Annotated in this window: 16 protein-coding genes; 10 read left to right on the forward strand and 6 right to left on the reverse strand. The window is 69.7% G+C overall.

The window, feature by feature from the left end; genetic code table 11:
* Nucleotides 1-85 precede the first annotated feature (85 nt).
* On the reverse strand, nucleotides 86-376 hold the full coding sequence (locus tag Sm713_RS30885) for a muconolactone Delta-isomerase (RefSeq protein WP_212913266.1): 291 nt from the start codon (nucleotides 374-376) through the stop codon (nucleotides 86-88).
* A gap of 4 nt (nucleotides 377-380) precedes the next feature.
* On the reverse strand, nucleotides 381-1,607 hold the full coding sequence (locus Sm713_RS30890; RefSeq protein WP_212913267.1) for an extracellular solute-binding protein: 1,227 nt from the start codon (nucleotides 1,605-1,607) through the stop codon (nucleotides 381-383).
* A gap of 208 nt (nucleotides 1,608-1,815) precedes the next feature.
* On the opposite strand from Sm713_RS30890, the gene Sm713_RS30895 reads away from it, so the two are divergent.
* Nucleotides 1,816-4,485: a discoidin domain-containing protein gene (locus tag Sm713_RS30895; protein WP_212913268.1), complete on the forward strand. Its 2,670-nt coding sequence runs from the start codon at nucleotides 1,816-1,818 to the stop codon at nucleotides 4,483-4,485.
* A gap of 109 nt (nucleotides 4,486-4,594) precedes the next feature.
* On the opposite strand, the gene Sm713_RS30900 is transcribed toward Sm713_RS30895, so the two are convergent.
* From Sm713_RS30900 to Sm713_RS30915, 4 genes are all read right to left on the reverse strand, one after another.
* Nucleotides 4,595-5,728, reverse strand: a complete 1,134-nt coding sequence (locus tag Sm713_RS30900) for an ABC transporter permease (RefSeq protein WP_212913269.1) — start codon at nucleotides 5,726-5,728, stop codon at nucleotides 4,595-4,597.
* A gap of 119 nt (nucleotides 5,729-5,847) precedes the next feature.
* The gene (locus Sm713_RS30905; RefSeq protein WP_212913270.1) at nucleotides 5,848-7,362 is read right to left on the reverse strand and encodes a sugar ABC transporter ATP-binding protein; all 1,515 of its coding nucleotides are present in this window, start codon (nucleotides 7,360-7,362) and stop codon (nucleotides 5,848-5,850) included.
* A gap of 28 nt (nucleotides 7,363-7,390) precedes the next feature.
* Complete coding sequence (locus tag Sm713_RS30910; RefSeq protein WP_212913271.1) at nucleotides 7,391-8,416, reverse strand: sugar ABC transporter substrate-binding protein; 1,026 nt, start codon at nucleotides 8,414-8,416, stop codon at nucleotides 7,391-7,393.
* 281 nt (nucleotides 8,417-8,697) lie between these two features.
* Nucleotides 8,698-11,121 carry a SpoIIE family protein phosphatase gene (locus Sm713_RS30915; RefSeq protein ID WP_212913272.1) on the reverse strand — a complete coding sequence of 808 codons (2,424 nt, stop codon included), beginning with the start codon at nucleotides 11,119-11,121 and terminating at the stop codon, nucleotides 8,698-8,700.
* A gap of 818 nt (nucleotides 11,122-11,939) precedes the next feature.
* Here Sm713_RS30915 and Sm713_RS30920 point away from each other — a divergent pair.
* The 9 genes from Sm713_RS30920 to Sm713_RS30960 all read left to right on the forward strand — a co-directional run bounded on the left by Sm713_RS30920 (nucleotide 11,940) and on the right by Sm713_RS30960 (nucleotide 20,235).
* Nucleotides 11,940-12,506, forward strand: coding sequence for a response regulator transcription factor (locus Sm713_RS30920; protein WP_249416802.1), 567 nt, complete (start codon nucleotides 11,940-11,942; stop codon nucleotides 12,504-12,506).
* A gap of 630 nt (nucleotides 12,507-13,136) precedes the next feature.
* A complete protein-coding gene (locus tag Sm713_RS30925; RefSeq protein WP_212913273.1) occupies nucleotides 13,137-13,895 on the forward strand; it encodes a class I SAM-dependent methyltransferase in 759 nt (252 codons plus the stop codon).
* On the forward strand, nucleotides 13,892-15,151 hold the full coding sequence (gene ectB, locus Sm713_RS30930; RefSeq protein ID WP_212913274.1) for a diaminobutyrate--2-oxoglutarate transaminase: 1,260 nt from the start codon (nucleotides 13,892-13,894) through the stop codon (nucleotides 15,149-15,151). Before Sm713_RS30925 ends, ectB begins: the two co-directional genes overlap by 4 nt.
* Before the next feature lie 3 nt (nucleotides 15,152-15,154).
* The gene (locus tag Sm713_RS30935) at nucleotides 15,155-16,159 is read left to right on the forward strand and encodes an isopenicillin N synthase family oxygenase (protein WP_249416803.1); all 1,005 of its coding nucleotides are present in this window, start codon (nucleotides 15,155-15,157) and stop codon (nucleotides 16,157-16,159) included.
* Between the two features lie 3 nt (nucleotides 16,160-16,162).
* Nucleotides 16,163-16,843 carry a 7-cyano-7-deazaguanine synthase gene (locus tag Sm713_RS30940; protein ID WP_212913275.1) on the forward strand — a complete coding sequence of 227 codons (681 nt, stop codon included), beginning with the start codon at nucleotides 16,163-16,165 and terminating at the stop codon, nucleotides 16,841-16,843.
* A 52-nt stretch (nucleotides 16,844-16,895) separates the two neighbouring features.
* Nucleotides 16,896-17,609: a 7-carboxy-7-deazaguanine synthase QueE gene (locus tag Sm713_RS30945; RefSeq protein ID WP_283249831.1), complete on the forward strand. Its 714-nt coding sequence runs from the start codon at nucleotides 16,896-16,898 to the stop codon at nucleotides 17,607-17,609.
* A 39-nt stretch (nucleotides 17,610-17,648) separates the two neighbouring features.
* A complete protein-coding gene (locus Sm713_RS30950) occupies nucleotides 17,649-18,011 on the forward strand; it encodes a 6-carboxytetrahydropterin synthase (RefSeq protein WP_212913276.1) in 363 nt (120 codons plus the stop codon).
* Nucleotides 18,012-18,095: 84 nt separating this feature from the next.
* The gene (gene folE, locus Sm713_RS30955) at nucleotides 18,096-18,689 is read left to right on the forward strand and encodes a GTP cyclohydrolase I (protein WP_212913277.1); all 594 of its coding nucleotides are present in this window, start codon (nucleotides 18,096-18,098) and stop codon (nucleotides 18,687-18,689) included.
* 157 nt (nucleotides 18,690-18,846) lie between these two features.
* Nucleotides 18,847-20,235, forward strand: a complete 1,389-nt coding sequence (locus tag Sm713_RS30960) for a helix-turn-helix domain-containing protein (protein ID WP_212913278.1) — start codon at nucleotides 18,847-18,849, stop codon at nucleotides 20,233-20,235.
* The last annotated feature ends 7 nt before the right edge of the window (nucleotides 20,236-20,242 follow it).

Genomic DNA, 20,242 nt, shown 5'->3' on the forward strand with positions numbered 1-20,242 from the left:
GCGGCGGCGCGGGCAGGACGTGTGCCGCCCGCCGCCGGCCCGGCAGCTCCGAGCAGAGCGTGTGAGCCACCGGGCCGGAGAGTTCCTACTCCACGGCCGGGTCCCGTTCCAGCGGGTGAGGGGCCAGCGCCGTCACGGAGACCTCCGCGTACGGCCACAGCGGCAGGCTGGTCACTGCCTCGTGCAGCGCTTCCGTGTCCGGCACCGTCCACACCCCGACGTTGGCGTTGCGCCCCGGCAGCCGCCAGATCCGGTCCAGGATGCCCGCCTCGCGCAGCTCCAGCCCCCTTGTGCGCTCACGGGCGAGCAACGCGCGCCGTTCCGGCAGCCGCATCCCCGGCGGCAGGGTGACCGCGAACTCGACCAGGAAGTCCATGCGCTCAGCCGATCTCGGTCAGCCGCCGGTGGGCCACGGCCACCGCTGCCGCGGGCTGCGCCGAGCCCTTCACCAGCGCACCCACCATGTCGTTGAGGACTTCCGAGATCTGCGGCCAGCGCGGATCACGCGGCAGCGACCGGGTGTTCCCGTGGGCCTCCTCGAACTGCTCGTAGTACGGCGCGAGACCGGAGACCGCCGGATCCGCCCAGGAGTCGAGGCGGGTCGCGGTGCCGCCCTCCTGGGCCGTGATCCGGTCCATCTCGGGCGTCGTGAGCCCGCGGAGCAACTCGTAGGCGGCGTCCGGACGCCGTGACCCGGCGGCGACGGCCAGCACCCAGTAGCTGTTGAGCGCGACCCGGGTCCCGCCCGGCACAGCGGCTCGCGGCACGGGCGCGCACCGCACCCGGCCGTGCGTGGGGCTGTCCGCGGGCGCGGAGAGCGCGGCGAAACCGCTCCAGTTGACCATCAGCGAGGCCCCGCCGGCGGCGAACCGCACCCCGCTCGCCACGCTGTCCCACTGCGCGCCCGCCGGATCGACGACCCGGTGCGTGTGCCACAGGTCGTACAGGAACCGTGCCGAGTCCAGCGCCTCGGCGCTCTCCAGTGACAACCGCCCCTCGGCGTCGGTGAGTTCCGCGCCCCGGCTCCAGAACTGGGTGAGGAAGTCGTACACCGTGTTGTGCTCGTCGGGATATCCCGCGGCGATCGTCCCGTACCGGCCCTCCCCGGGCCGGGTGAACCATCGGGCCTGGTCCAGGTACTGCTCCCAGGTGTCCGGCGCCGCCAGCGGGTATCCGAAGCGTTCGGCGAATCCGGCCTGTTCGCCGGGATCGTCGTAGTGGTCCGCCCGGTACAGCAGCATCATCGGGCCCGCGTGGTACGGCACCCCGTAGGTCGATCCGTCGGGCCCGCGCTGGAGCTCGCGCAGCGCCGGATGCCAGGCATCCGGCCATCCCTCGGGCGGGGTCCGCGCGATGAAGGGGTCGAGCGGGAGCACCTTGCCGGCCGCGATCAGCGCGGGCAGCCAGTCGGTGACCACGAGCAGCAGATCGGTCTCCCCGCTGGTCGCCGCGGACCCGGCCACCACCTGCTCCTGGAGCTCCAGGATGTCGGGCAGCCGGTGCTCGGCGGGCTCGGCCACCGCCCCGGGCATCTGGCGGCCCAACGCACGGTCGAACCCGTCGAAAGAGCGGCCCAGCAGGCGCAGCGGCTGCCTCGTCGTGGACATGGCCCCTCCTCACGCAGCAGGCCCGGGCCCGCCTGGAACAAACGATTGCTTGCGCAGTATGAACCTCGTCCGGACGCCAGGTCAACGAAATCCAGCGCTGGTGAACAGCGAAAGTCATGCGAGACGCATTGCCGGGGGGGCATCCGTGGGACTACGTTCAGTCAATCGATTGACTAAACTCTCCATCACCTCACGCGAAGGAATCCCCATGCATCGACGCAGACCACGCCGCGTGTGGGCCGCGCTCGTCGCCGGCCTCGCTCTCGCAGCCGCGGTCACTCCCGCCCGGGCGCAGGCCTCGTCCGTGATCCTGCATGTCGCCCCCACCGGCAAGGGCACCGGCTGCACCGTGGACGACCCCTGCTCCCTCGGGTCCGTCCAACGGCGGGTCCGCGCGCTCGCGCCCCGGATGACCAGCGACCTCCAGGTCCGGCTGGCCGGTGGCACCTACCGCCTCGACGGCCCCCTGCGGTTCACCGCCGCCGACTCCGGCACCGGTGGCCACCGGGTGGTCTGGGGACCGGAGCCGGGAGCCCGCCCCGAGTTCAGCGGCGGCCGGCGCGTCACCGGCTGGAAGCTGACGGACGCCTCACGCGGCCTGTGGACCGCGCCGGTACCCGCCTCCCTGCGGACCCGGCAGCTCTACGCCGACGGGCAGCGCATCCCCGTCGCCCAGGGGGATGCGCCCACCGCCCTGACACGGGCTCCCGGCGGATACACCGCGGCCGACGACGCGTACTCCCACTGGCGCGACCCCTCCGGCCTGGAGTTCGTGTACACCGGCGGCAACGGAGCCTGGACCGAGAGCCGCTGCCGGGTGTCCACCGTGAGCGGCACCCGGATCACCATGCGGCAGCCCTGCTGGGACAACGTCACCGACCGGCCCATGCCGGAGGCGCAGAGCCCGTACTTCTTCCCGAACCTGCCCGCGGACGCCGTGCCGAGCCGGATCGAGAACGCGTTCGAGCTGCTGCATCCGGGCCAGTGGTACCTCGACGGCACGCGGCACACCATCTCGTACATCCCGCCGGCCGGCACGGACCCCAACCGGGCGGACATCGAGGCACCCGTCCTCCAGACGCTGGTCTCCGGGCAGGGCACGCTCGACGCGCCCGTACACGACATCACGCTGAGCGGGATCACCTACGCGTACGCGACGTGGCTCGACCCCAGCGGCGACAGCGGGTTCTCCGAGATCCAGGCCAACGTGCGGATCACCGGGCCGCAGAGCCCGCGGCCGCAGGGCACCTGCGGATTCACCCGGCCCGCCGGCACCTGCCCGTTCGGCGCCAACGCGCAGGACCCGGCGGCGGTCACCTGGCAGGCAGCCCACGACGTCACCATCCGGGACAGCCTCTTCACGCATCTGGGCGCGGCCGGACTCGCCCTCGCCCACGGCAGCCGGAACGACGTCGTGAGCGGCAACGAGTTCGGGGACATCTCCGGGGGCGGCCTCACGCTCGGCAGCACCGACGACCCGCACCCCGCCGACGTGGGCGCGGACGACCGTGAGATCAACACCGGCACGAGGATCGAGAACAACTACATCCACAACATCGGCGCCGAGTACCACGGTGCGGACGGCATCCTGCTCTTCTACAGCCGCCACACGACCGTGACGCACAACGAGATCGTCGACGTGCCCTGGGACGGCATCGACAGCGGGGTGAACGCGGGACACCTCGACACCGCCGACCACCCCGACGTCACCACCAACATCAACGCCGACAACTCCATCACGGACAACCTGGTCCACGACTTCCACCAGGTGCTCGCCGACGGCGGCGCCATCTACCTCGAAGGCCACCAGGGCGAGACCCTGCACCGCGCGGACGGGACGGTGGACGAGGAGGGGAGCTTCAGCCACGGTACGGCGGTCAGCGGCAACGTCGTCTTCAACGACGAGCACAGCGGTCTGACGCTCTACAACGACATCGGCAGCCAGTGGATCACCTGGACCCGCAACATCGAGTTCAACAACAGCGCGGGCAACGGCGGGTGTGCCCCGGTCGGGCATCTGCGCTTCACCGGCAACTACCACGCCGACCAGATCGCGGTCTACCCGTGCTCGCCGGCAGCGGTGGACATGCAGTACTCCGACAACACCCAGCTGCCGCTGCGTCCGGGCCCTGCCGACATGCCGGCCGACATCCTCGGCAACGCGGGCCTGGAGCCGGCGTACCGGCACCTGGCGACGTCCGGAGGCCCCCGGGTGGACGCACTCAGCCCGCGCCAGGGCACCGTCACCGCACCGACCAGCGTGCTGATCACCGGCAACGGCTTCACCGCTGGCAGCGAGGTCGCCTTCGGGGGCGCGCCCGCGGCACGGACGACGGTGCTCTCGCCGTCGTTCATCGTCGCCCGGTGCCCGGCCGGTGCAAGCCTCGCAGAGGCAACCGTCACGACCGCCGGAGGCAGCCGTACCGGACCGTCGGGGCTGCCCCTGACCTCGGTGACCGCGGACTCCATGGACGACGAGGTGTTCTGGAACACCAGCTTCTACCCGTACAACGCGGTGGACGGCAGCGCCGGCACCTTCTGGTCCTCGGCCGCGACGGCCATGCCGCACTGGATCGAATTGCGACTGAACCGGAGCGCTGAGCTCGGCAAGGTCGTCGTCCACGGCCGCAACCTCGGGGACATGACACTGGGGGACCTGGCCCTGAGCACGTCGTCCGGCAGCGGGCCGCTTCGGCAGGTGGCCTCGCTCACCGGGAACACGTCCCCCGACGCGACGTTCACCCTCTCCACGCCGGTGACGGCCGACACCGTCAGGGTGACCGTGAACGCCGAGACGTACAACGGCTCGCCGCGGAACAACGCGGACATCGCGGAGATCGACTTCTATGACGGGCAGGGACGCCGCCTGGGCAACTGACCCGCCAGGGCCGCCCATGCCACACCTGGCAAACCAGGTGAACCGGGAAGGGACAGCACCCCGCCGGCGCCCGGCACGGTCGCCGGCGGGGGTGCGGCGTGTCCGGCGGTCAGTCGCCGCGCACGGTCGTCCGGGCGCTGCGTATGGCCGTCCAGCGGCTGCGCAGGAAGGACCGGCCGCGCGATCCGGAGGCCGTATAGACGGCCGCGGCCGCGACCAGTACCGAACCCTGCACGACGTTCTGGTAGTTCGATCCGATGTTGAGGACGTTGAATCCGTTGCTCAGCGTGAAGAGGATCAGGGTGCCGACCACGGATTTGGACACATGGCCGGAGCCGCCGAACAGCGAGGTGCCGCCCAGCACGGCCGCCGCGATCACGGTTAGCTCGCCGCCGGTGAGCACGGTGGGGTCGACGGAGTTGAACCGGCCCGCGTAGAGCACACCGACCAGCGCGGCCATGGCTCCGTTGAGGATGAACGCGGCCATCTTGTAGCGGTCGACGTTGATTCCCGACAACCGGGCCGCCTCTGAACCGCCGCCCACGGCGTACAGGTTCCTGCCGACCACCGTGTAGCGCAGCACGGCGCCCGTGAGCAGAGCAAGACCCAGCATGATCCACACCGGGACGGTCTGGCCGAGCAGCGCGGGACGGGCCGAGGCGATCAGCAGGAGGATCACGCCCACGACCGCCGATTCCACCGATGCGCGCGTGGGACGGCGGGAGGCCCGCACGAAGAGGAGCACGGCCGCTACGACCAGCAGGACTCCGGCAGCGAAGGCCGCTGCCGGGTGCACGATGAGACGTGCGGTCGCGAAGGTGTGGAAACCGGTGTTCTCGGCGCTGATGCTCTGCCCGTTGAGGATGGCCTGCACGATGCCGCGCACGGCCGTCAGCGTGCCCAGCGTGACGATGAAGGCGTTGACGCCGACCTTCTGCACCAGCACTGCGTTGACCAGGCCGACCAGGAGGCCGATGAGGAGTGCGACGACCAGCGCGACCACGACGCCGTGCGCATCGACGAGCTTGAGCGCGACCGTGCCGCCGAGTGCGGCCGTGGAGGCCACCGACAGATCGAAGTTACCGGTGATCAGCGTGACCGTCATGAAGACGGAGAGGATGCCGATGAGCGCGGACTGATCGAGGATGTTGCCGACGTTGACGTCGTTCAGGTAGGCGGGGCGGCCCTCGACCGACGAGGTGATGGCCAGTACGGCGGTGAGCACCACCAGGGCGTAGACCACTCCCGCGGAGCGTGGCGACAGCGCCTGGGGCCAGCCCGCTGAAGGCTTCTGCGGCCGGCGGACAGGGCCGATATCAGTACCGGAGGTCACGATCGTGGTGCCTTTCTGCGACGCAGGGCCTACAGGCCGCTGGCGAGAGCGGTGAGTTCATGGAGGTCTGTGGCGGACGCGGCCCGCTCGGCGATCAGCCGGCCGCGCCGCATCACCAGGACGCGGTCGCAGGCGGCCAGCAGCTCCTCGAATTCCGAGGCGACGAGGACGACGGCGTGCCCGGAGTCGGCGAGGCCGCGCATCAGCTGGATGATGTCGGCCTTGCCTGCGACGTCCACACCGGCCGACGGCTCGTCCAGCAGGAAGACGCGGGCACGTCCGTACAGCCACTTGGCGAACACCACCTTCTGGGCGTTGCCGCCGCTCAGCTCGCTGACCGGCGCGTCGGCGGAGGGGGCCGCGATGTTCAGCTCCTGCAGTGCCCGTCCGGCCAGGGCCCGTTCACGCGCGTTGTCGACGACGACGCCCCGGCGGGACAGGCTCGGCAGGTAAGGAAGCGAGATGTTGCGCCATATCTCCCACGCGGGGAGCAGTCCCTGGCGGCTGCGGTCCTCGGGCACGAGGGCGAGACCGCGCCTGACGGCGGCGCGCGGTGAGCGCGGGCGTATCCGGTGACCGTCCACCGCGACGGTGCCCGTGACTGCAGGGTCGGCACCGAAGATCGCCTGGAGGAGTTCGGTACGGCCGCTGCCCAGGAGCCCGGCCACGCCCACTATCTCGCCCGGCCGCACGGCCAGGCTCACCGGCCCGAACCGCCCCGGCGAGGCCAGGTCGCGGACCGCGAGCAGGGGCTCGCCGCCGGACGCGGGGGCGGGCGTGGCTCGCGGCTGTTCCTCCAGCCGGCCGAGCCGCTCGCCGACGATCGCACTGACCAGCTGCTCCTTGCCGGTCTCGGGCGTGGCGGTGTTCACCACGACCCGGCCGTCCCGCAGCACGGTGAGGTGGTCGGTGAGATCAAGGATCTCGTCGAGGAAGTGCGAGACGTAGACGAAGGTGGTGCCCTGGTCCCGTAGTCGCCGGATCGAGCGGAACAGCACCTCGCGTTCGGTGGGCGACAGCGCGGCGGTGGGCTCGTCCAGCAGCACCACGGACGGGTGCCGGGCCAGTGCCTGCACGATGGAGACCATCTGGCGGGCCCCGACCGACAGCCGGCCGACCGGCGTGGCGGGGTCCAGCCCGTAGCCGATCCGCTCGCACAGCGCCGCCAGCTCCTCCGCTCGGCGGCGGGCGTCCCAGCGGGCTGATTCCCGGCGGCCCAGGAAGACGTTGTCCAGCACGGTCAGTGCCTCCACCAGCGGAGTGTGCTGGTGGACCGCGGCCATCCCCGCGGCGAGTGCCTGCGCCGGACTGGTCCAGGTGACGGGCTCACCGTGCCAGGCGACGGTCCCGGAGGACGCGGTCTGGGCGCCGGAGAGGATCTTGATGAGCGTCGACTTCCCGGCGCCGTTGGCCCCGATCAGGCCGTGGACGGTGCCGGGCAGGACGTCGAGGGACACTCCGCGCAGCGCGTGCGTGCCGCTCGGGTACACCTTGTGCACGCCGGCGACGGAGAGAACCGGCGAGGTGCCGGCTTGCCCGCTCATGCCGGCCTCACAGGGGTACGGGGCGCGGTCACCACTGCGGTGCGCATGCGGAGACGTTCGCGGCTGTGATGCCGGGGGTGTAGTAGAACGAGGTCTTCGGTGGCCCGGTCAGCTTGCCGGTGAGCACGTCGTGCATCATCTGCACGGCCATCTCGCCCTCGTCGTACGGCTTGTCGCAGACCGTTCCGTAAAGGTCACCCGACCTGATTCCCGCGATCCCGCTCCGGGAGCCGCCGATACCGATGATCTTGGCGTCCGAGCGGGCCGACTTCACCGCGGCGGCGCAGCCGACGGCCATGTCGTCGGAAATGGCGTAGAACAGTCCGACGCCGGGGTTGGACACCAGGATGTTCTGGCACGCGGACTGGCCGTCCTGCTTGGTCCAGTTGCCCGGCTGGGCGGCGACGATCCGGTACCTGCCCGACGGGCCGGCGTCGCGCAGTGCCGCCCTGAACTTCGTCACCCGAGTGGTGTTCTCCACGAAGCCGGGAGCACCGGTGATGACGGCGACCTCGCCGCCGCCCGGCAGCGCCTTCAACGCCATCCGACCCGCGATGGCGCCCGCGGCCGTCTCGTTCTCGTCGAGGACGAACCTCACCTTCTCGTAGGGGTCGTCCGCGTCCCGGTTCGCCCCGACATAGCCGTGCACGGTACCGATCGGGACGCCCGCGGCATCCGCCTGGTCCACCAGGGCCTGGGCCGGTCCGGGGGACAACGGTGACAGCAGGATGGCGTCGACCTTCTGGGCGATCAGGTCCTGCACCTGGCTCGACTGCTTGGCGGTGTCCCCCTGGGAGTCGAGATCGATCAGTTTCACTCCGAGTCTGGCGGCCCGAGCCCGGGCGCCCTTCGCGATGGCCGCGGGGAACGTCACGGATTCCTGCTGGTTCGCCAGGCCGATGGTGTACCTGCCCTTGGCTGCGCCGGACGACCCGGAGGACGGTGTGGAGGAGCCGGTCGTCGTCTGCACGGTGCAGGCCGTCGTGGCCGCCAGCAGCAGGGCGGCCCCGACGGCCAGCGCTCGGACTCTGCGCTCGCTTCTGAATGCTTTCACTTGTGCTCATCCCGTCTGGGTTCGTAGGGGGCAGGCCACGTGGCTTATCTAGTCAATCGATTGACCTCAATGTTGCGCTCGACGATAGGAGCCCTCCTGGGCAGGTGCAAGGGGATGGGAAGGGGAAGGTGGGCTGCTTGCTTGAGACACTCAGTCAAACGGTTGCCTGATCGCCTCGGGACCCGGTGAGCCACGCCGGTGCCTTTGGCGCGCGGGGTGCCACCGCCGCGGTGGGGCGCCCGGCTGCGAACAGACCAAGCCTGGGCGCGGGCGCTTCCGCGTCACTCCGGCAACGAGACGAGGTGCGCGTTCTCTGATTCCTTGAGGGATTGTTCGGTCCACATGGTCTTGCCCTGACTGGCATAGCGGCAGCCGCATCGAGAGGTGCACTGGGCGACGATAAACAGGCCGCGGCCACCCTCGTCCGTGTCGCCCGCGCGCATGAGCCGCGGCTGGGTGTTGCTGGGGTCGCTGACCTCGCAGATGAGCACCTCGTCGCGGATGAGGCGTACGCCGATCGGGCCCCAGGCGTGCCGGACGGCGTTGGTGACGAGTTCGCTGACGATGAGTTCCGTGGTGAAGGCGAGTTCCGGCAGACCCCAGGCGTCGAGCTGCCGAGCGGCGGCCGACCTGCCCGCGGCCACCGAGGCTGCCTCTGCCGGGAACTCCCAGGTGGCGACGGAGTCGGGGTCGACGGCGTTGGTCCTGGCCAGCAGCACGGCGATGTCGTCTCGAAGCTCTGTGCGGGTGGTGGGCTCCAGGAGGTGGTCACCCATCTGTTCAAGCGAGCGGCCCTCGCGGTACAGCTCAGCCAGCCGCTGTTCCACCCGGTTCGCGCCGTCCGCGGCGGTGTAGGGCTCCAGTTCCAGCAGGCCGTCGGTGAAGAGTGCCAGGATGCCGCCCGGCTCCAGGGTGATCGTGGTGGACTGGTACGGCATGCCGCCCACGCCGAGCGGAGGCCCCGGGGGCACATCGAGTTGCTCGGAGTGCCCGTCGGGCCGCACCAGCAGGGGGGCGGGCTGTCCGGCGTTGGCGAAGGTGCATTGGCGGGTGGTGGGGTCGTAGACGGCGTAGAGGCAGGTGGCGCCGCTGGTGTCGCTGCGGATGGTGGGTGTCTCGGCGGCCAGTCGCTGGACCAGGTCCTCGATGCGGGTGAGGACCTCGGCGGGTTCCAGTTCGAGGAGGGCGAAGTTCTGCACGGCGGTGCGCAGCCGGCCCATCCCGGCAGCGGCGGGCAGCCCGCGGCCTACCACGTCGCCGACGACGAAGGCGACCCGCAGCGAGGGCAGCTCGATGACGTCGAACCAGTCCCCGCCGACCTCGTTCCTGCCGCCGGCCGGGGCGTATGCGCCCACCGTGTGCGCGGGGGTCAGATCGCTCACCGCGCGGGGCAGCAGCCCTTCCTGGAGCCCCAGCGCGGTCCGGTGCTCGTAGGCGTAGCGACGGGCGTTGTCGACGCCCAGGGCCGCCCGCGAGCCGATATCACCGAGGAGCCGCACCTCGTCGTCGTCGAAGGCAGGCGAGTTCCCCGTCCGCCAGGCGCAGATGGCGCCCAGCATCATGCCGCGCGCGAAAACCGGCGACACCACCAGCGAGTGCGCATCGTCCGGGACGAACAACCTGGTGAGGTTGTCGTTCCCGTCCATCGCATGGATCACCTCGTCCCTGGTGAGGCGGACCGGGTGGCCCTCCCGTACCTCCTCGACCTCCGTGGTGTCCGGCATGCGGGGCTGCGACTCCCCGACGCCAAGCATGCCCTCGGGCCAGTGATCGACGCCGGCGAAGGCGGCACGGACCAGTGTGGTGTCTCCCCGGAAGGCCGGCGCCATCACGTCTCCGGAGAACATGGTCGCGTTGAGGTCCACGGTCACCAGGTCGGAATTCCCGAGAACGACGTCCGCGAGTGCCTGGGCGATCTCGTTGACGTCGAGCGAGAAGCCGATGCGGCTTGAGGCGCTGTGCAGCAGTTCCCGCTGCCTCCGGATGCGGTCCTGCTCGGTGACGTCCCTTACGATCTCGGTCACGCCGGACGGCTCGCTCCGCGCGTCTGCCATGCGGAAGGCGGATACCGAGACCGTGCGGTCCTGCGACGGAGTCTGCCCCGACCGCCACTGATGCTCGCGCGAGACCACCGGAACGCCCGTGTCCAGTACCTCGCCGAGGATCGCCTCGGCCTCGGCCGTGTCCTCGGCCCACACCACGTCCTCGTCCGGCGTCTCTCCCGGCTCCGGGGCTGCGGCACCGAACATTCCGGAGGTGATATTGGTGCGCTCCAACCGCAGGTGCGTGTCGCGCAGGGAGATCCCGACCTCCTGCTGGTCGAGCAACGTCCGGAGCAACGCGACTCCCTGCCCCCACTCGACGGCCGCCTCGGCCGCCACGAAGTGGATCAGCAGGAGACCGGCCTCACCCCCCATCGCCTCCACCCAGAAGACGATTTCCACATCCCCGCCGTCCGCGTGCCGGAGCCGGGTCCGCCCCGGGCCCGGCCTGGGCAACCCCGTCATCTCCCGCGGGGCCCACTGTGCGCCGGCCGCGAGTAGCCCGTCGACCGGCAGGTCCGAGACGGCGCTGGAGGGCAGGTTCAGGAGCCGCTCGGCCTGGCTGGACCAACCCACGATCGACCCTGAGCGGTCGACGACGGCCAATGCGAGCGCAGGCAGGCAGAACCCCTGATCGTCCGGCAGTCCGATGGGTGTTTCCACGTCTGCTCCTGACGAGGGCGCATAACGACAGGCCCCGCATACAGCTTAACTCGGGCGTATCAGGCGGAAAGGTGACGGGTTCCCGGTCTGGTAAGGCCGCCGCTCACGGTGTGGGGATGGGCCACCGGACCGACCGGGTGGGCCGATGCAACCCGTGTGCCTGTTCCCTCTTGACGGTCCGGGTCCGGCTCCGGTCGGTCGGTGGCGCGGTGGATCTCCGGGGTGTGTGACCGGCCGTTGAAATCCTCTCGCAGGGAGTCATCGATAGGCGTCGATGGAGTGCCGGTCAGGTGCTCGGCGGCGGTCCGAGTCCATGGCGGCCCGCTGGCGGTCGGCCGGCCTGATCGTCCCAGGGGTGTGCAGCGCTCGGAGGTGTGTGGCCGCCCCTCACCGTTGCGGACGCTTGAGTGGATCACTTGCCCACCGGTCCGTAGTCGCATACCGTGAAGTCAATCGATTGACCTGATGAGTGAGTGGGGGGTTGGCCGCTTCGGGGGAGTGTTCGGTGTCCACTGCGTCGGGCCGTCGGGGTGGTGCCGTGCCGGGTCCAGCTGGGGTGTGCGGGTCTTGGTTGCGTGCGGGACGTGGGCGGGGCCCGCGTATTGCGCGGGGAAGTTTGCTTGTCGCGAAGGATTTCCATGATGGTGCACGATCCTGCCTCTGGTGATGTCTCGGAGCGTGAGGGTGCGGACCGCCGGAAGGTACCGGAGGGCCTTTTCCTGTTCAGGCCGCCTGTGCCTCTGATCAGGGTGGCTGTCTGTGAGGGTGATCCGCTGGCGCGTGCCGGTGTGACGGGGTATCTGGCCCGGCGGTATGACATGACGGTGGTGCAGTGGTCCGGGCGTGGGTCGGTGGGTGTGGCGGCGGGTGCGGACGTGGACGTGGACGTGGCGGTGGTGTTGGTGGACGCCTTCGACTCGGCTGCGTGCGTGCGGCTTCGGAAGCTGGTGGTGAACTCCCGGGCCCGGGTCGTTCTCGTGGTGGACGGGCTCGATGAGCGGCAGTTGGAGCTGGTCCTGGAGGCGGGGGTGCGCGGTATCGTGTGGCGGCGGCAGGCGACGGAGGTCCAGCTTGCCCAGGCCATCCGGGCGGCCTGGCGGGACGAGAGTGACATCCCGGATGACCTGCTGCGGCGGTTGATGGCGCAGCGGGCGGGCAGGGCCCGGGGTGTCGAGGTGGGCACCGTGGTGGCAGGCCGGCCCACCCCGCGTGAGCTGAGAGTGCTGGAGCTGGTCGCGCACGGGCTCAGCACCAAGGAGATCGCGGACCGGCTCAGCTATTCGGAACGCACCGTCAAGGGCAACCTGCACGACGTCATGACGCGGCTGAACCTGCGCAACCGTGCCCACGCCGTGGCCTACGCCATACGCGAGGGCTACATCTGACCGGTCGGGCCGGCCGGCCCCTCTCGCCCGGATGGAGCACCTCAACAGACGTCTGTTCCCAAGGCCGGTCCATCCGGGCGCTGTTCCCACCGCGTTGGCAGGACACGCTCGAAAACGGCGCAGCAGCGAGCGGCCCGTCCAAGGGCGAGTTGACGGGGCAGGGCAACGTCTTCGCGGACGTGGCAACGGGGGAACGCTGGGGCCCCGGGCGGAGACCGACGAGATCAGCGCCGCCCGGCGACGGCGGCTTCATCGACGACCACGCTGCGCCCGAGAACGAGCGGCGCCGCGAGACGTGCGACCCGTATGCCGCACTCCTGCGTCCGGGCTCCGCGGAGCGGCCGGCGCGAACCTGCCCGGGACCGGTGTCCCGTGCCGGGTTGGAGGGCATACCGACGCCCGGCGCACGGCGCAGTCCGTCGGAGGCTCCGAGCCTTGCCCCAGAGGTCCGTACGGACGGACATTGTTGACGCTGGTCGGTCCGGGCAAGGATTGCCAACGCGCGATCACAGCGCATAGCCGGTAACGCCTCAACGCGGTTTTTCCGTCGGCGGTCGGATGCCATAAGCCCCACATGCCGAACGGATTCCGCGTAATGGCCCTGCCGGATCGATCAACCCGAGGTAAGTGATGATGAACCCGGATTTCTACACGCGGGTTGCCGACGAGTTCGGCGAATACACCAGCAGCGGCCTGCGTACCGACGTCTTCCCGGACGGTGATCCGGAGGCTGCGTTCGACGAGCTGTCGGCGGGCCTGGGTGGTCCGAACGGCCGGCTGGTCGATGTCGGCTGCGCCGACGGGCGCAGCCTGCTGAGGATCGCCCCGGCGTTCGGCAGCGTGCTCGGTATCGACATGTCGGAGTCGATGCTGGAGTCCGCCGAGCGGCAGCGTGCGGAGGCGGGGCTGGGCAACGTCAGGTTCGAGCGGCGTGACGCTTCCCGCACCGGCCTTCCTGACGGGGAGGCTGACGTGCTCACATCGCGGCGAGGGCCGTTGTTCCCGGAAGAGTTCCGCAGGGTGCTCAAGCCCGGCGGTCATCTGATCTACATGGGCATCGGTGAGACGGACGTCCGCGCGTTGAAGGAGGCCTTCGGCCGGGGCCAGCTCTACGGGCGCTGGGACGGCAGGCCGGTGATGGACGAGGTGGTGGAGGAGCTCACCAGGGCCGGTTTCACGGTGGTGCTGGAGAAGGCCTTCCGTACCGAGGAGCTTTACCACTCGCCGGTCGAACTCGACACGTTCCTGCGCCAGGTCCCGATCTTCGAGGACTACGACACGGTGGCGGACCGGGTTCCGTTCGAACGCTATGTGGCCTCCGCAGGCAGTGGCCGCGGCGTCCGGCTCGATCGGCACTGGTTCGTGGTCCAGGCGCGGAGGGCGGCATGACGGTCTTCACCGATCTTGAGTCGGAGGTCCGCAGTTACAGCCGGCTTTGGCCCGTCGTGTTCGACCGGGCGGAGGGCAGCCGGCTGTTCTCCGAGGACGGTCGGCCTTACCTGGATTTCTTCACCGGTGCGGGTGCGCTCAACTACGGTCACAACAACGGTTTCCTCAAGCAGGCCCTGTTGGACTACATCGTCCGGGACGGGGTCTCGCATGCCCTGGACATGTTCACCGTGGCGAAGCGGGACTTTCTCGAGACCTTCCAGGACGTTCTCCTGACGCCGCGAGGGCTGCGTTACAAGGTGCAGTTCCCCGGTCCGGGTGGAGCCAACGCGGTTGAGGCCGCTCTGAAGCTCGCCCGGCGTGTCACCGGACGGCAGTCGGTGGTGAGCTTCACCAACTCCTTCCACGGGATGACCTTGGGGGCCCTCGCGGTCAGCGGCAGTGCGGCGAAACGTGCGGCCGCCGGCGTGGCCCTGACCTCGGCGACCGCGTTGCCGTACGACGGATACCCGGGCATCGGGGACACCGGCCCGCGCTATCTCGACCGGTTGTTGTCGGACGGGGGCAGCGGGCTGGACCGCCCCGCAGCTGTGATCGTGGAGACGGTCCAGGGCGAGGGCGGGTTGAGGGCCGCCGACGCGGAGTGGCTGCGCGACCTCGCTGGTGTGTGCGAACGGCACGAGGTGCTGCTCATCGTGGACGACGTCCAGATGGGCTGCGGCCGAACGGGACCGTTCTTCAGCTTCGAGGATGCCGGGATCACTCCCGACATGGTGTGCCTGTCCAAGTCCATCGGAGGGTTCGGCCTTCCTCTGGCCCTCACTCTCATCCGGCCGGAGCTGGACGTCTGGAAACCGGGCGATCACAGCGGGACCTTCCGCGGTGTCAGCGGGTCCTTCGTGACCGGAGCGCAGGCGCTGCGCTCCTACTGGAGCGACGGGACGCTGGAGAAGTCCACCCGCGAGCGAGGGCAGCGGATCGCGACGGCCCTGGCCGCCATCGCCGCCGAGCACCCCGCGGCGGGCCTGGAGGTTCGGGGCCGCGGGCTCGCGGCGGGGCTGCGGCTCACCGCCCCCGGCGCGGCCCGCGGGGTGTGCGTCGCGGCCTTCGAGAACGGCCTGCTCATGGAGACGTCCGGTGCGGCCGCCGACGTGGTGAAGCTGCTCCCCCCGCTGACCATCAGCGACGACGACCTGGACGAAGGTCTCGACATCATCCGTGCGTGCGTGGGCGCGGTACTCGCGCGGAGCAAGTGAGAGGTGACGGCTGTGCCAGGCAGTATTCCCGAGGTCGACCTGGAGGCGTGGCGTAGGGCATCCGACGCCGATCGCACTCCGATCGCAGCCACGCTGGACGCCGCACTGCGCGGCACCGGAATGTTTCTCTTGTCCGGGCACGGTGTCCCGCAAGACGTCATCGACGACTTCAGGGCCACCGCCAAGCGGTTCTTCGCCTTCCCCAGGGAGGTCAAGGCCCAGTACGCCATCGAGGCCGCGTACGAAAGCGGGTGGCTTGAGATGCATCCCCCCGGTGGTGTCGGCGTGCCCGTGAGCGAGGGCGATCAGGCTCCGAGCGCCCCGGATCTCCACGAGTCCTTCTACGTCGGGCCTGGTCACCACACCGGCGACGAGCGGCGGGACCGGTTCAACTATCCGGCGAACCGCTGGCCGGTCGAGCTACCGGAGTTGCGGGCGGCCGCGGATGCGTACACGACGCACATGGTGCGGGTGGTACAGGCCGTCAATGAGGTGCTTGCCGTCACGCTGGGGCTGCCGGACGACTTCTTCACCTCGCGGGCGCGGATGGCGACGTGGACGCAGAACGCCAGCTGGTACCCGTCGTACGCGAGTATCGGAGAGGTCGCTCGCGGCCAGTTCCGCAACGGGCCGCATACCGACCTGGGCACCGTCACGCTGCTGAGCCGTCAGCGGGGCGTGGGTGGGTTGCAGGCATGGAACGAGGAGGACGGCTGGTTCTCGCCGCCGTATCGTCCGGACTCGCTCATCGTCAATCTCGGTGACCTGATGGAGCTGTGGACCGATGGGCGGTGGCGGGCGCTGAAGCACCGTGTGCTTCCGCCCAGCCCGGCGGCTCCGGATGAGGAACTGCTGTCGCTGGTCTTCTTCTTCGAGACCGACCCCGAAACGCTGATCGAGCCGCTGACCGCCACGACAGGCGGCGGCCGGGGGCTGCCGGCGGCGCCTGCGCGGCGGACGGTGCTCGAAAAGCTCGGTGTGTCGCCCGACTCCGTCCCGGTGGGCTGAGGCATGAGCAAGATCGTTGCCGTTGTGTCCGGCGGGATCGACTCGGTGACCATGGCGCATCACCTCGCCGCCGAGGGCCACACACTCCAGGTGATGGCCGTTGACTACGGTCAGCGCCACCGCAAGGAGCTGGAGTTCGCCGCCGCTGCCGCGGACCGGCTCGGTGCGCTGTACGAAGAGGTCGATCTGCGCTCGCTGCGGAGTGTCATGCGTGGCTCGTCGCTGACGGATCCGTCCGTGGCCGTGCCCCGCCCGGACAGGCCTGTCGGCGGGAACCCGAACATCGTTCCGAACCGCAACGCCGTGCTGCTGTCGGTGGCCTTCGCGCTGGCGGTCACAGTGCAGGCGGATGCCGTTGCCTTCGGGGTCATGGCCGAGGACGTCGGCCCGTCCGACACCTCTCCGGAATTCCTACGGCTGTTCCTGGAGGTGGAGCGGGTGGCGACCAGGGGTTCTCTTGCGCCCGAGGTCGAACTGCTCGCTCCGCTGATCGCACTGCCGAAGACCGGAGTCGTCGCTCTCGGCGAGAAGCTCGGCGTGCCCTGGGACCAGACGTGGACGTGCTTCCGCGGTGAGGACATCCACTGCGGTGCGTGTGCGGCGTGTGCCGAGCGGCGCGGGGCGTTCGCGGATCTGGGCATCACGGACCCGACGGTCTATCGCGAAGCGTGGACACCGCGGTGATGGGGGCCGGACGCCTCATCTGTGGCTTCGGTACGGAAGGAGGCGATGTCGCGTGGAACCGGAACTCGTAGTCAACGAGATCTTCGGCCCGACCGTGCAGGGCGAGGGCAGGTCCATGGGCCGCAGGTGCGCGTTCCTGCGGCTCGGTGGTTGCAACCTGTCGTGCACCTGGTGCGACACGCCCTACACGTGGGACTGGACCGGGGCGGGCGACTCCGGAGTCAAGTACGACCCCCGCAAGGAGTTGCACCGCCGTCCCGTCACCGAGGTGGCCGGAGAACTCCTCGCGTTCGGCGTCGAGCTGATCGTCATCTCCGGCGGCGAGCCGCTCGGCCAGCAGAACCGGCTGGTCCCGCTGGTCGAGCTGCTCACGGCGCGAGGCCTGGAGATCGAGATCGAGACCAACGGCACGCATGCCGCAGACCCCGCTCTGATCGCCGCCGGGGTCCGCTTCAACGTCTCGCCGAAGCTGGCCCACTCGGGCGATCCGGTCCATCGGCGGATCGTGCCGGACGCGCTGAAAAGCCTCGCGGTGACGGAGGGCACCACGTTCAAGTTCGTCTGCCGCAACGCCGGCGACCTGGACGAGGTGGCGGAACTGGTCGAGGAGTTCGGGCTCGACTCGGTCTGGATCATGCCGAAGGGGCAGACGGGCGCCGAGGTGAGCCGGCACATGGCCGAGCTGGCCGACGCGGTGATCGCACGGGGCTGGAATCTCACCACACGCCTGCACACCTTGTTGTGGGGCGACACGCGAGGTGTCTGAACGCGTGGCCGAATCAAGCGAGAAAGACGAATCGGAGACATGACGCTGCGCATCACGAAGAAGTTCGAGTTCTCTGCCAGCCACCGGCTCTCCGGCCTGGCCGAGGGGCACCAGTGTGCTCGGCTGCACGGCCACAACTACGTCGTCGAGCTGGAGCTGAGTGCCGATCCGACGGAACTGACGCCGACGGGGTTCGTGCGTGACTACGGCGAGTTGGCCCCCTTCAAGTCGTGGCTCGACCGGACGCTCGACCACCGTCACCTCAACGACCTGGTGGACAGGAATCCCACGGCCGAGAACCTGGCGGTGTGGCTCTACGAGCGCTGGTCGAAGGAGTTCCCGGAGCTGACGTCCGTGCGAATCTCCGAAACCCCCAAGACCTGGGCCGAGTACCGGCCCTGAAACGCCGGCCGGCTGTCGAGAGCCGGCCGCCCGTTCATCGGAATCGAGCAACGGCCGTGCCGGTCGGACTGGAGAGGTGCCTGTATGTCTGTGACGACGTGGGTGCAAGAGGGCGGCGTCGACTCGGAGAAGCCGCGAGAGGAAGACCCGCTGGTCGGAATCGCCCGGCAGCTCCTGAAAGAGATCGGGGAGGACCCCGACCGCGACGGGTTGCGCGATACACCGGCGCGGTTCGCCCGCTGGTGGCGCGAGTTCATCAATTACGAGCCGGGCTCGGTCGGCACGCTGTTCGAGTCGGTCGGCAGCGAGCAGTTGGTGGTCGTCTCGGACATTCAGGTCTGGTCCCTCTGCGAGCACCACCTGCTGCCCTTCAACTGCGCGGTGACGATCGCCTACCGGCCGACCGACCGGTTGCTGGGCCTGTCGAAGTTCGCCCGGATCGCCCATCGGCACGCGCACAAGCTCCAGGTTCAGGAGCGGCTGGTGTCCGAGATCGCCGAGGACATCGCCACGCTCAGCGGGGCGAGGGACGTGGCCGTCATCGCCAAGGGCGAGCACCTGTGCATGACGATGCGCGGAATCAAGGCGGCCGCCCAGATGGCCTCGACGGCCTACCGCGGGGCCTTCGGCGAGGACGCCGGGCTCCGTGCCGAGATGTTCAACCTGCTGCACCCCTGAAACCGGTCCGCATCCCTGAGACCCATCCGGGGCCGCCGCCACGGCCCCTGTACACCGATCCGCGCTGCCGCGGCCCCGAGGAGCATGTGCCATGGAAACACCATCGGTGTCAGGAATCGGTCGGATCTCCACTCGGCCTTCGGGGCGGGAGACGCCGATGAGCCTGCGCCGCGAACCGGCCGTCGCGGCCGGTGAGCCGGTCAAGCAGACTGTTCCGACCGGATTCCGTGAGGGCTGGGACGATGGCGGGACGGGGACGGGAGCTACGCTCTTCGGCCGACGGCTCCGCGACCTCCGACTCCAGGCCGGCCTTTCCCAGAAGCAGCTGGCGCGCTCCAGCACCCTCAGCGTTCGAGCGATCCGCGATCTGGAGAACGGGAGGGTACGGCAACCCAGGGCAGATTCTCTGCGCCTTCTCGCCGCCGCCCTCGGCCTCAGTGCCCTCCAGATGAACCAGCTGGCGAACGGCCATTCGCCCGGCTTCCTGGCGGGGGTGGCCGAGCCGGCCGTGAGCGGCCCCTTCATCGGCCGCGAGCAGGAGCTGGCGGCGCTGACGACGATGCTCGGCGCCGAGCACCACCGCCTGGTCACGATCACCGGGATCGAAGGCGTCGGCAAGACACGGCTCGCACGGGAAGTGGGGCATGCACTTGAGGCGGCCGAGCATTCGACCCTCCTCTGGCTGTCCCTCGACGACGGTCGGCACAGGAGCGGAAGTGCACCGGTTGGGGCTCCAGAGCAGCCCGAATGGCTGCGCGAGGTCGTGCACTCCGGGCCCTACAGCCGTCGGCGCTTCGTCGAGACCATCGGGGAGTCGAACAGCCTCCTCGTTCTCGACGGTGCCCGGCCGGAGGACGGGCTGGCGGAGATCACGGCTCATCTCATGGCGGCATGCCCTCGGCTGCGGATTCTCGTCACGACGAGAAACCCCGCTGGTATGCCTTTCGAGACCCTTTTCCCGCTCGCACCGCTTCCGGTGCCCCCGTCGGACACCGAGTCGCCGGACTTCGACACAGCTGCATCGGTCGCGTTGCTGCTCGCCCAGACGAAGCGCATTCAGCCGTCCTTCCGCCTCGACGCTCATGTTCTCGCGGACGTCGCCCGGATCTGCCGCGCGCTCGACGGCCTTCCCGCGGCTCTCGAATCCGCGGCCCATTGGAGCTTGATCTACTCCATGCGGCAGCTCGCCCACCAACTCACCACCGAGCCGCTCGCCGTCGCGCGACGGCCCCAGGGCGGCCACCAGCAGCCGGACGCCTATGCGTCGGTCCACCACACCATTGCCGCGCTGAGCAACCGCCAACGTGACCTGCTCTCGACCATGTCCCGCAAAACGTCCCGTGACATGGACGGTTACTGGTCGGTGCCAGAGGTGGCGGACGAGATGGGGCTGACGGCGGCGGAATGCGCCGACGACATGTACCACCTCCTTATCCTCGGCATCCTTCGCCGCGTCGACCATCACGACGTGGCGATGTTCAGGGTGCTCAACATCGTCAGCACGGTCGGCCAGAGCGCAATCGCCGGACAGAACGCAGCCGCGTGATCTGTGC

The sequence above is a fragment of the Streptomyces sp. TS71-3 genome (assembly GCF_018327685.1).
In the GTDB taxonomy this organism is placed as follows: Bacteria; Actinomycetota; Actinomycetes; order Streptomycetales; family Streptomycetaceae; genus Streptomyces.

Excerpts from the sequence above, each read along its gene's own strand:
- Sm713_RS30885 (WP_212913266.1), bottom strand. The coding sequence starts at position 376 with ATGGACTTCCTGGTCGAGTTCGCGGTCACCCTGCCGCCGGGGATGCGG.
- Sm713_RS30890 (WP_212913267.1), bottom strand. The coding sequence starts at position 1,607 with ATGTCCACGACGAGGCAGCCGCTGCGCCTGCTGGGCCGCTCTTTCGAC.
- Sm713_RS30895 (WP_212913268.1), top strand. The coding sequence starts at position 1,816 with ATGCATCGACGCAGACCACGCCGCGTGTGGGCCGCGCTCGTCGCCGGC.
- Sm713_RS30905 (WP_212913270.1), bottom strand. The coding sequence starts at position 7,362 with ATGAGCGGGCAAGCCGGCACCTCGCCGGTTCTCTCCGTCGCCGGCGTG.
- Sm713_RS30920 (WP_249416802.1), top strand. The coding sequence starts at position 11,940 with ATGACGGTGGTGCAGTGGTCCGGGCGTGGGTCGGTGGGTGTGGCGGCG.
- Sm713_RS30925 (WP_212913273.1), top strand. The coding sequence starts at position 13,137 with ATGATGAACCCGGATTTCTACACGCGGGTTGCCGACGAGTTCGGCGAA.
- ectB (WP_212913274.1), top strand. The coding sequence starts at position 13,892 with ATGACGGTCTTCACCGATCTTGAGTCGGAGGTCCGCAGTTACAGCCGG.
- Sm713_RS30940 (WP_212913275.1), top strand. The coding sequence starts at position 16,163 with ATGAGCAAGATCGTTGCCGTTGTGTCCGGCGGGATCGACTCGGTGACC.
- Sm713_RS30950 (WP_212913276.1), top strand. The coding sequence starts at position 17,649 with ATGACGCTGCGCATCACGAAGAAGTTCGAGTTCTCTGCCAGCCACCGG.
- folE (WP_212913277.1), top strand. The coding sequence starts at position 18,096 with ATGTCTGTGACGACGTGGGTGCAAGAGGGCGGCGTCGACTCGGAGAAG.
- Sm713_RS30960 (WP_212913278.1), top strand. The coding sequence starts at position 18,847 with ATGAGCCTGCGCCGCGAACCGGCCGTCGCGGCCGGTGAGCCGGTCAAG.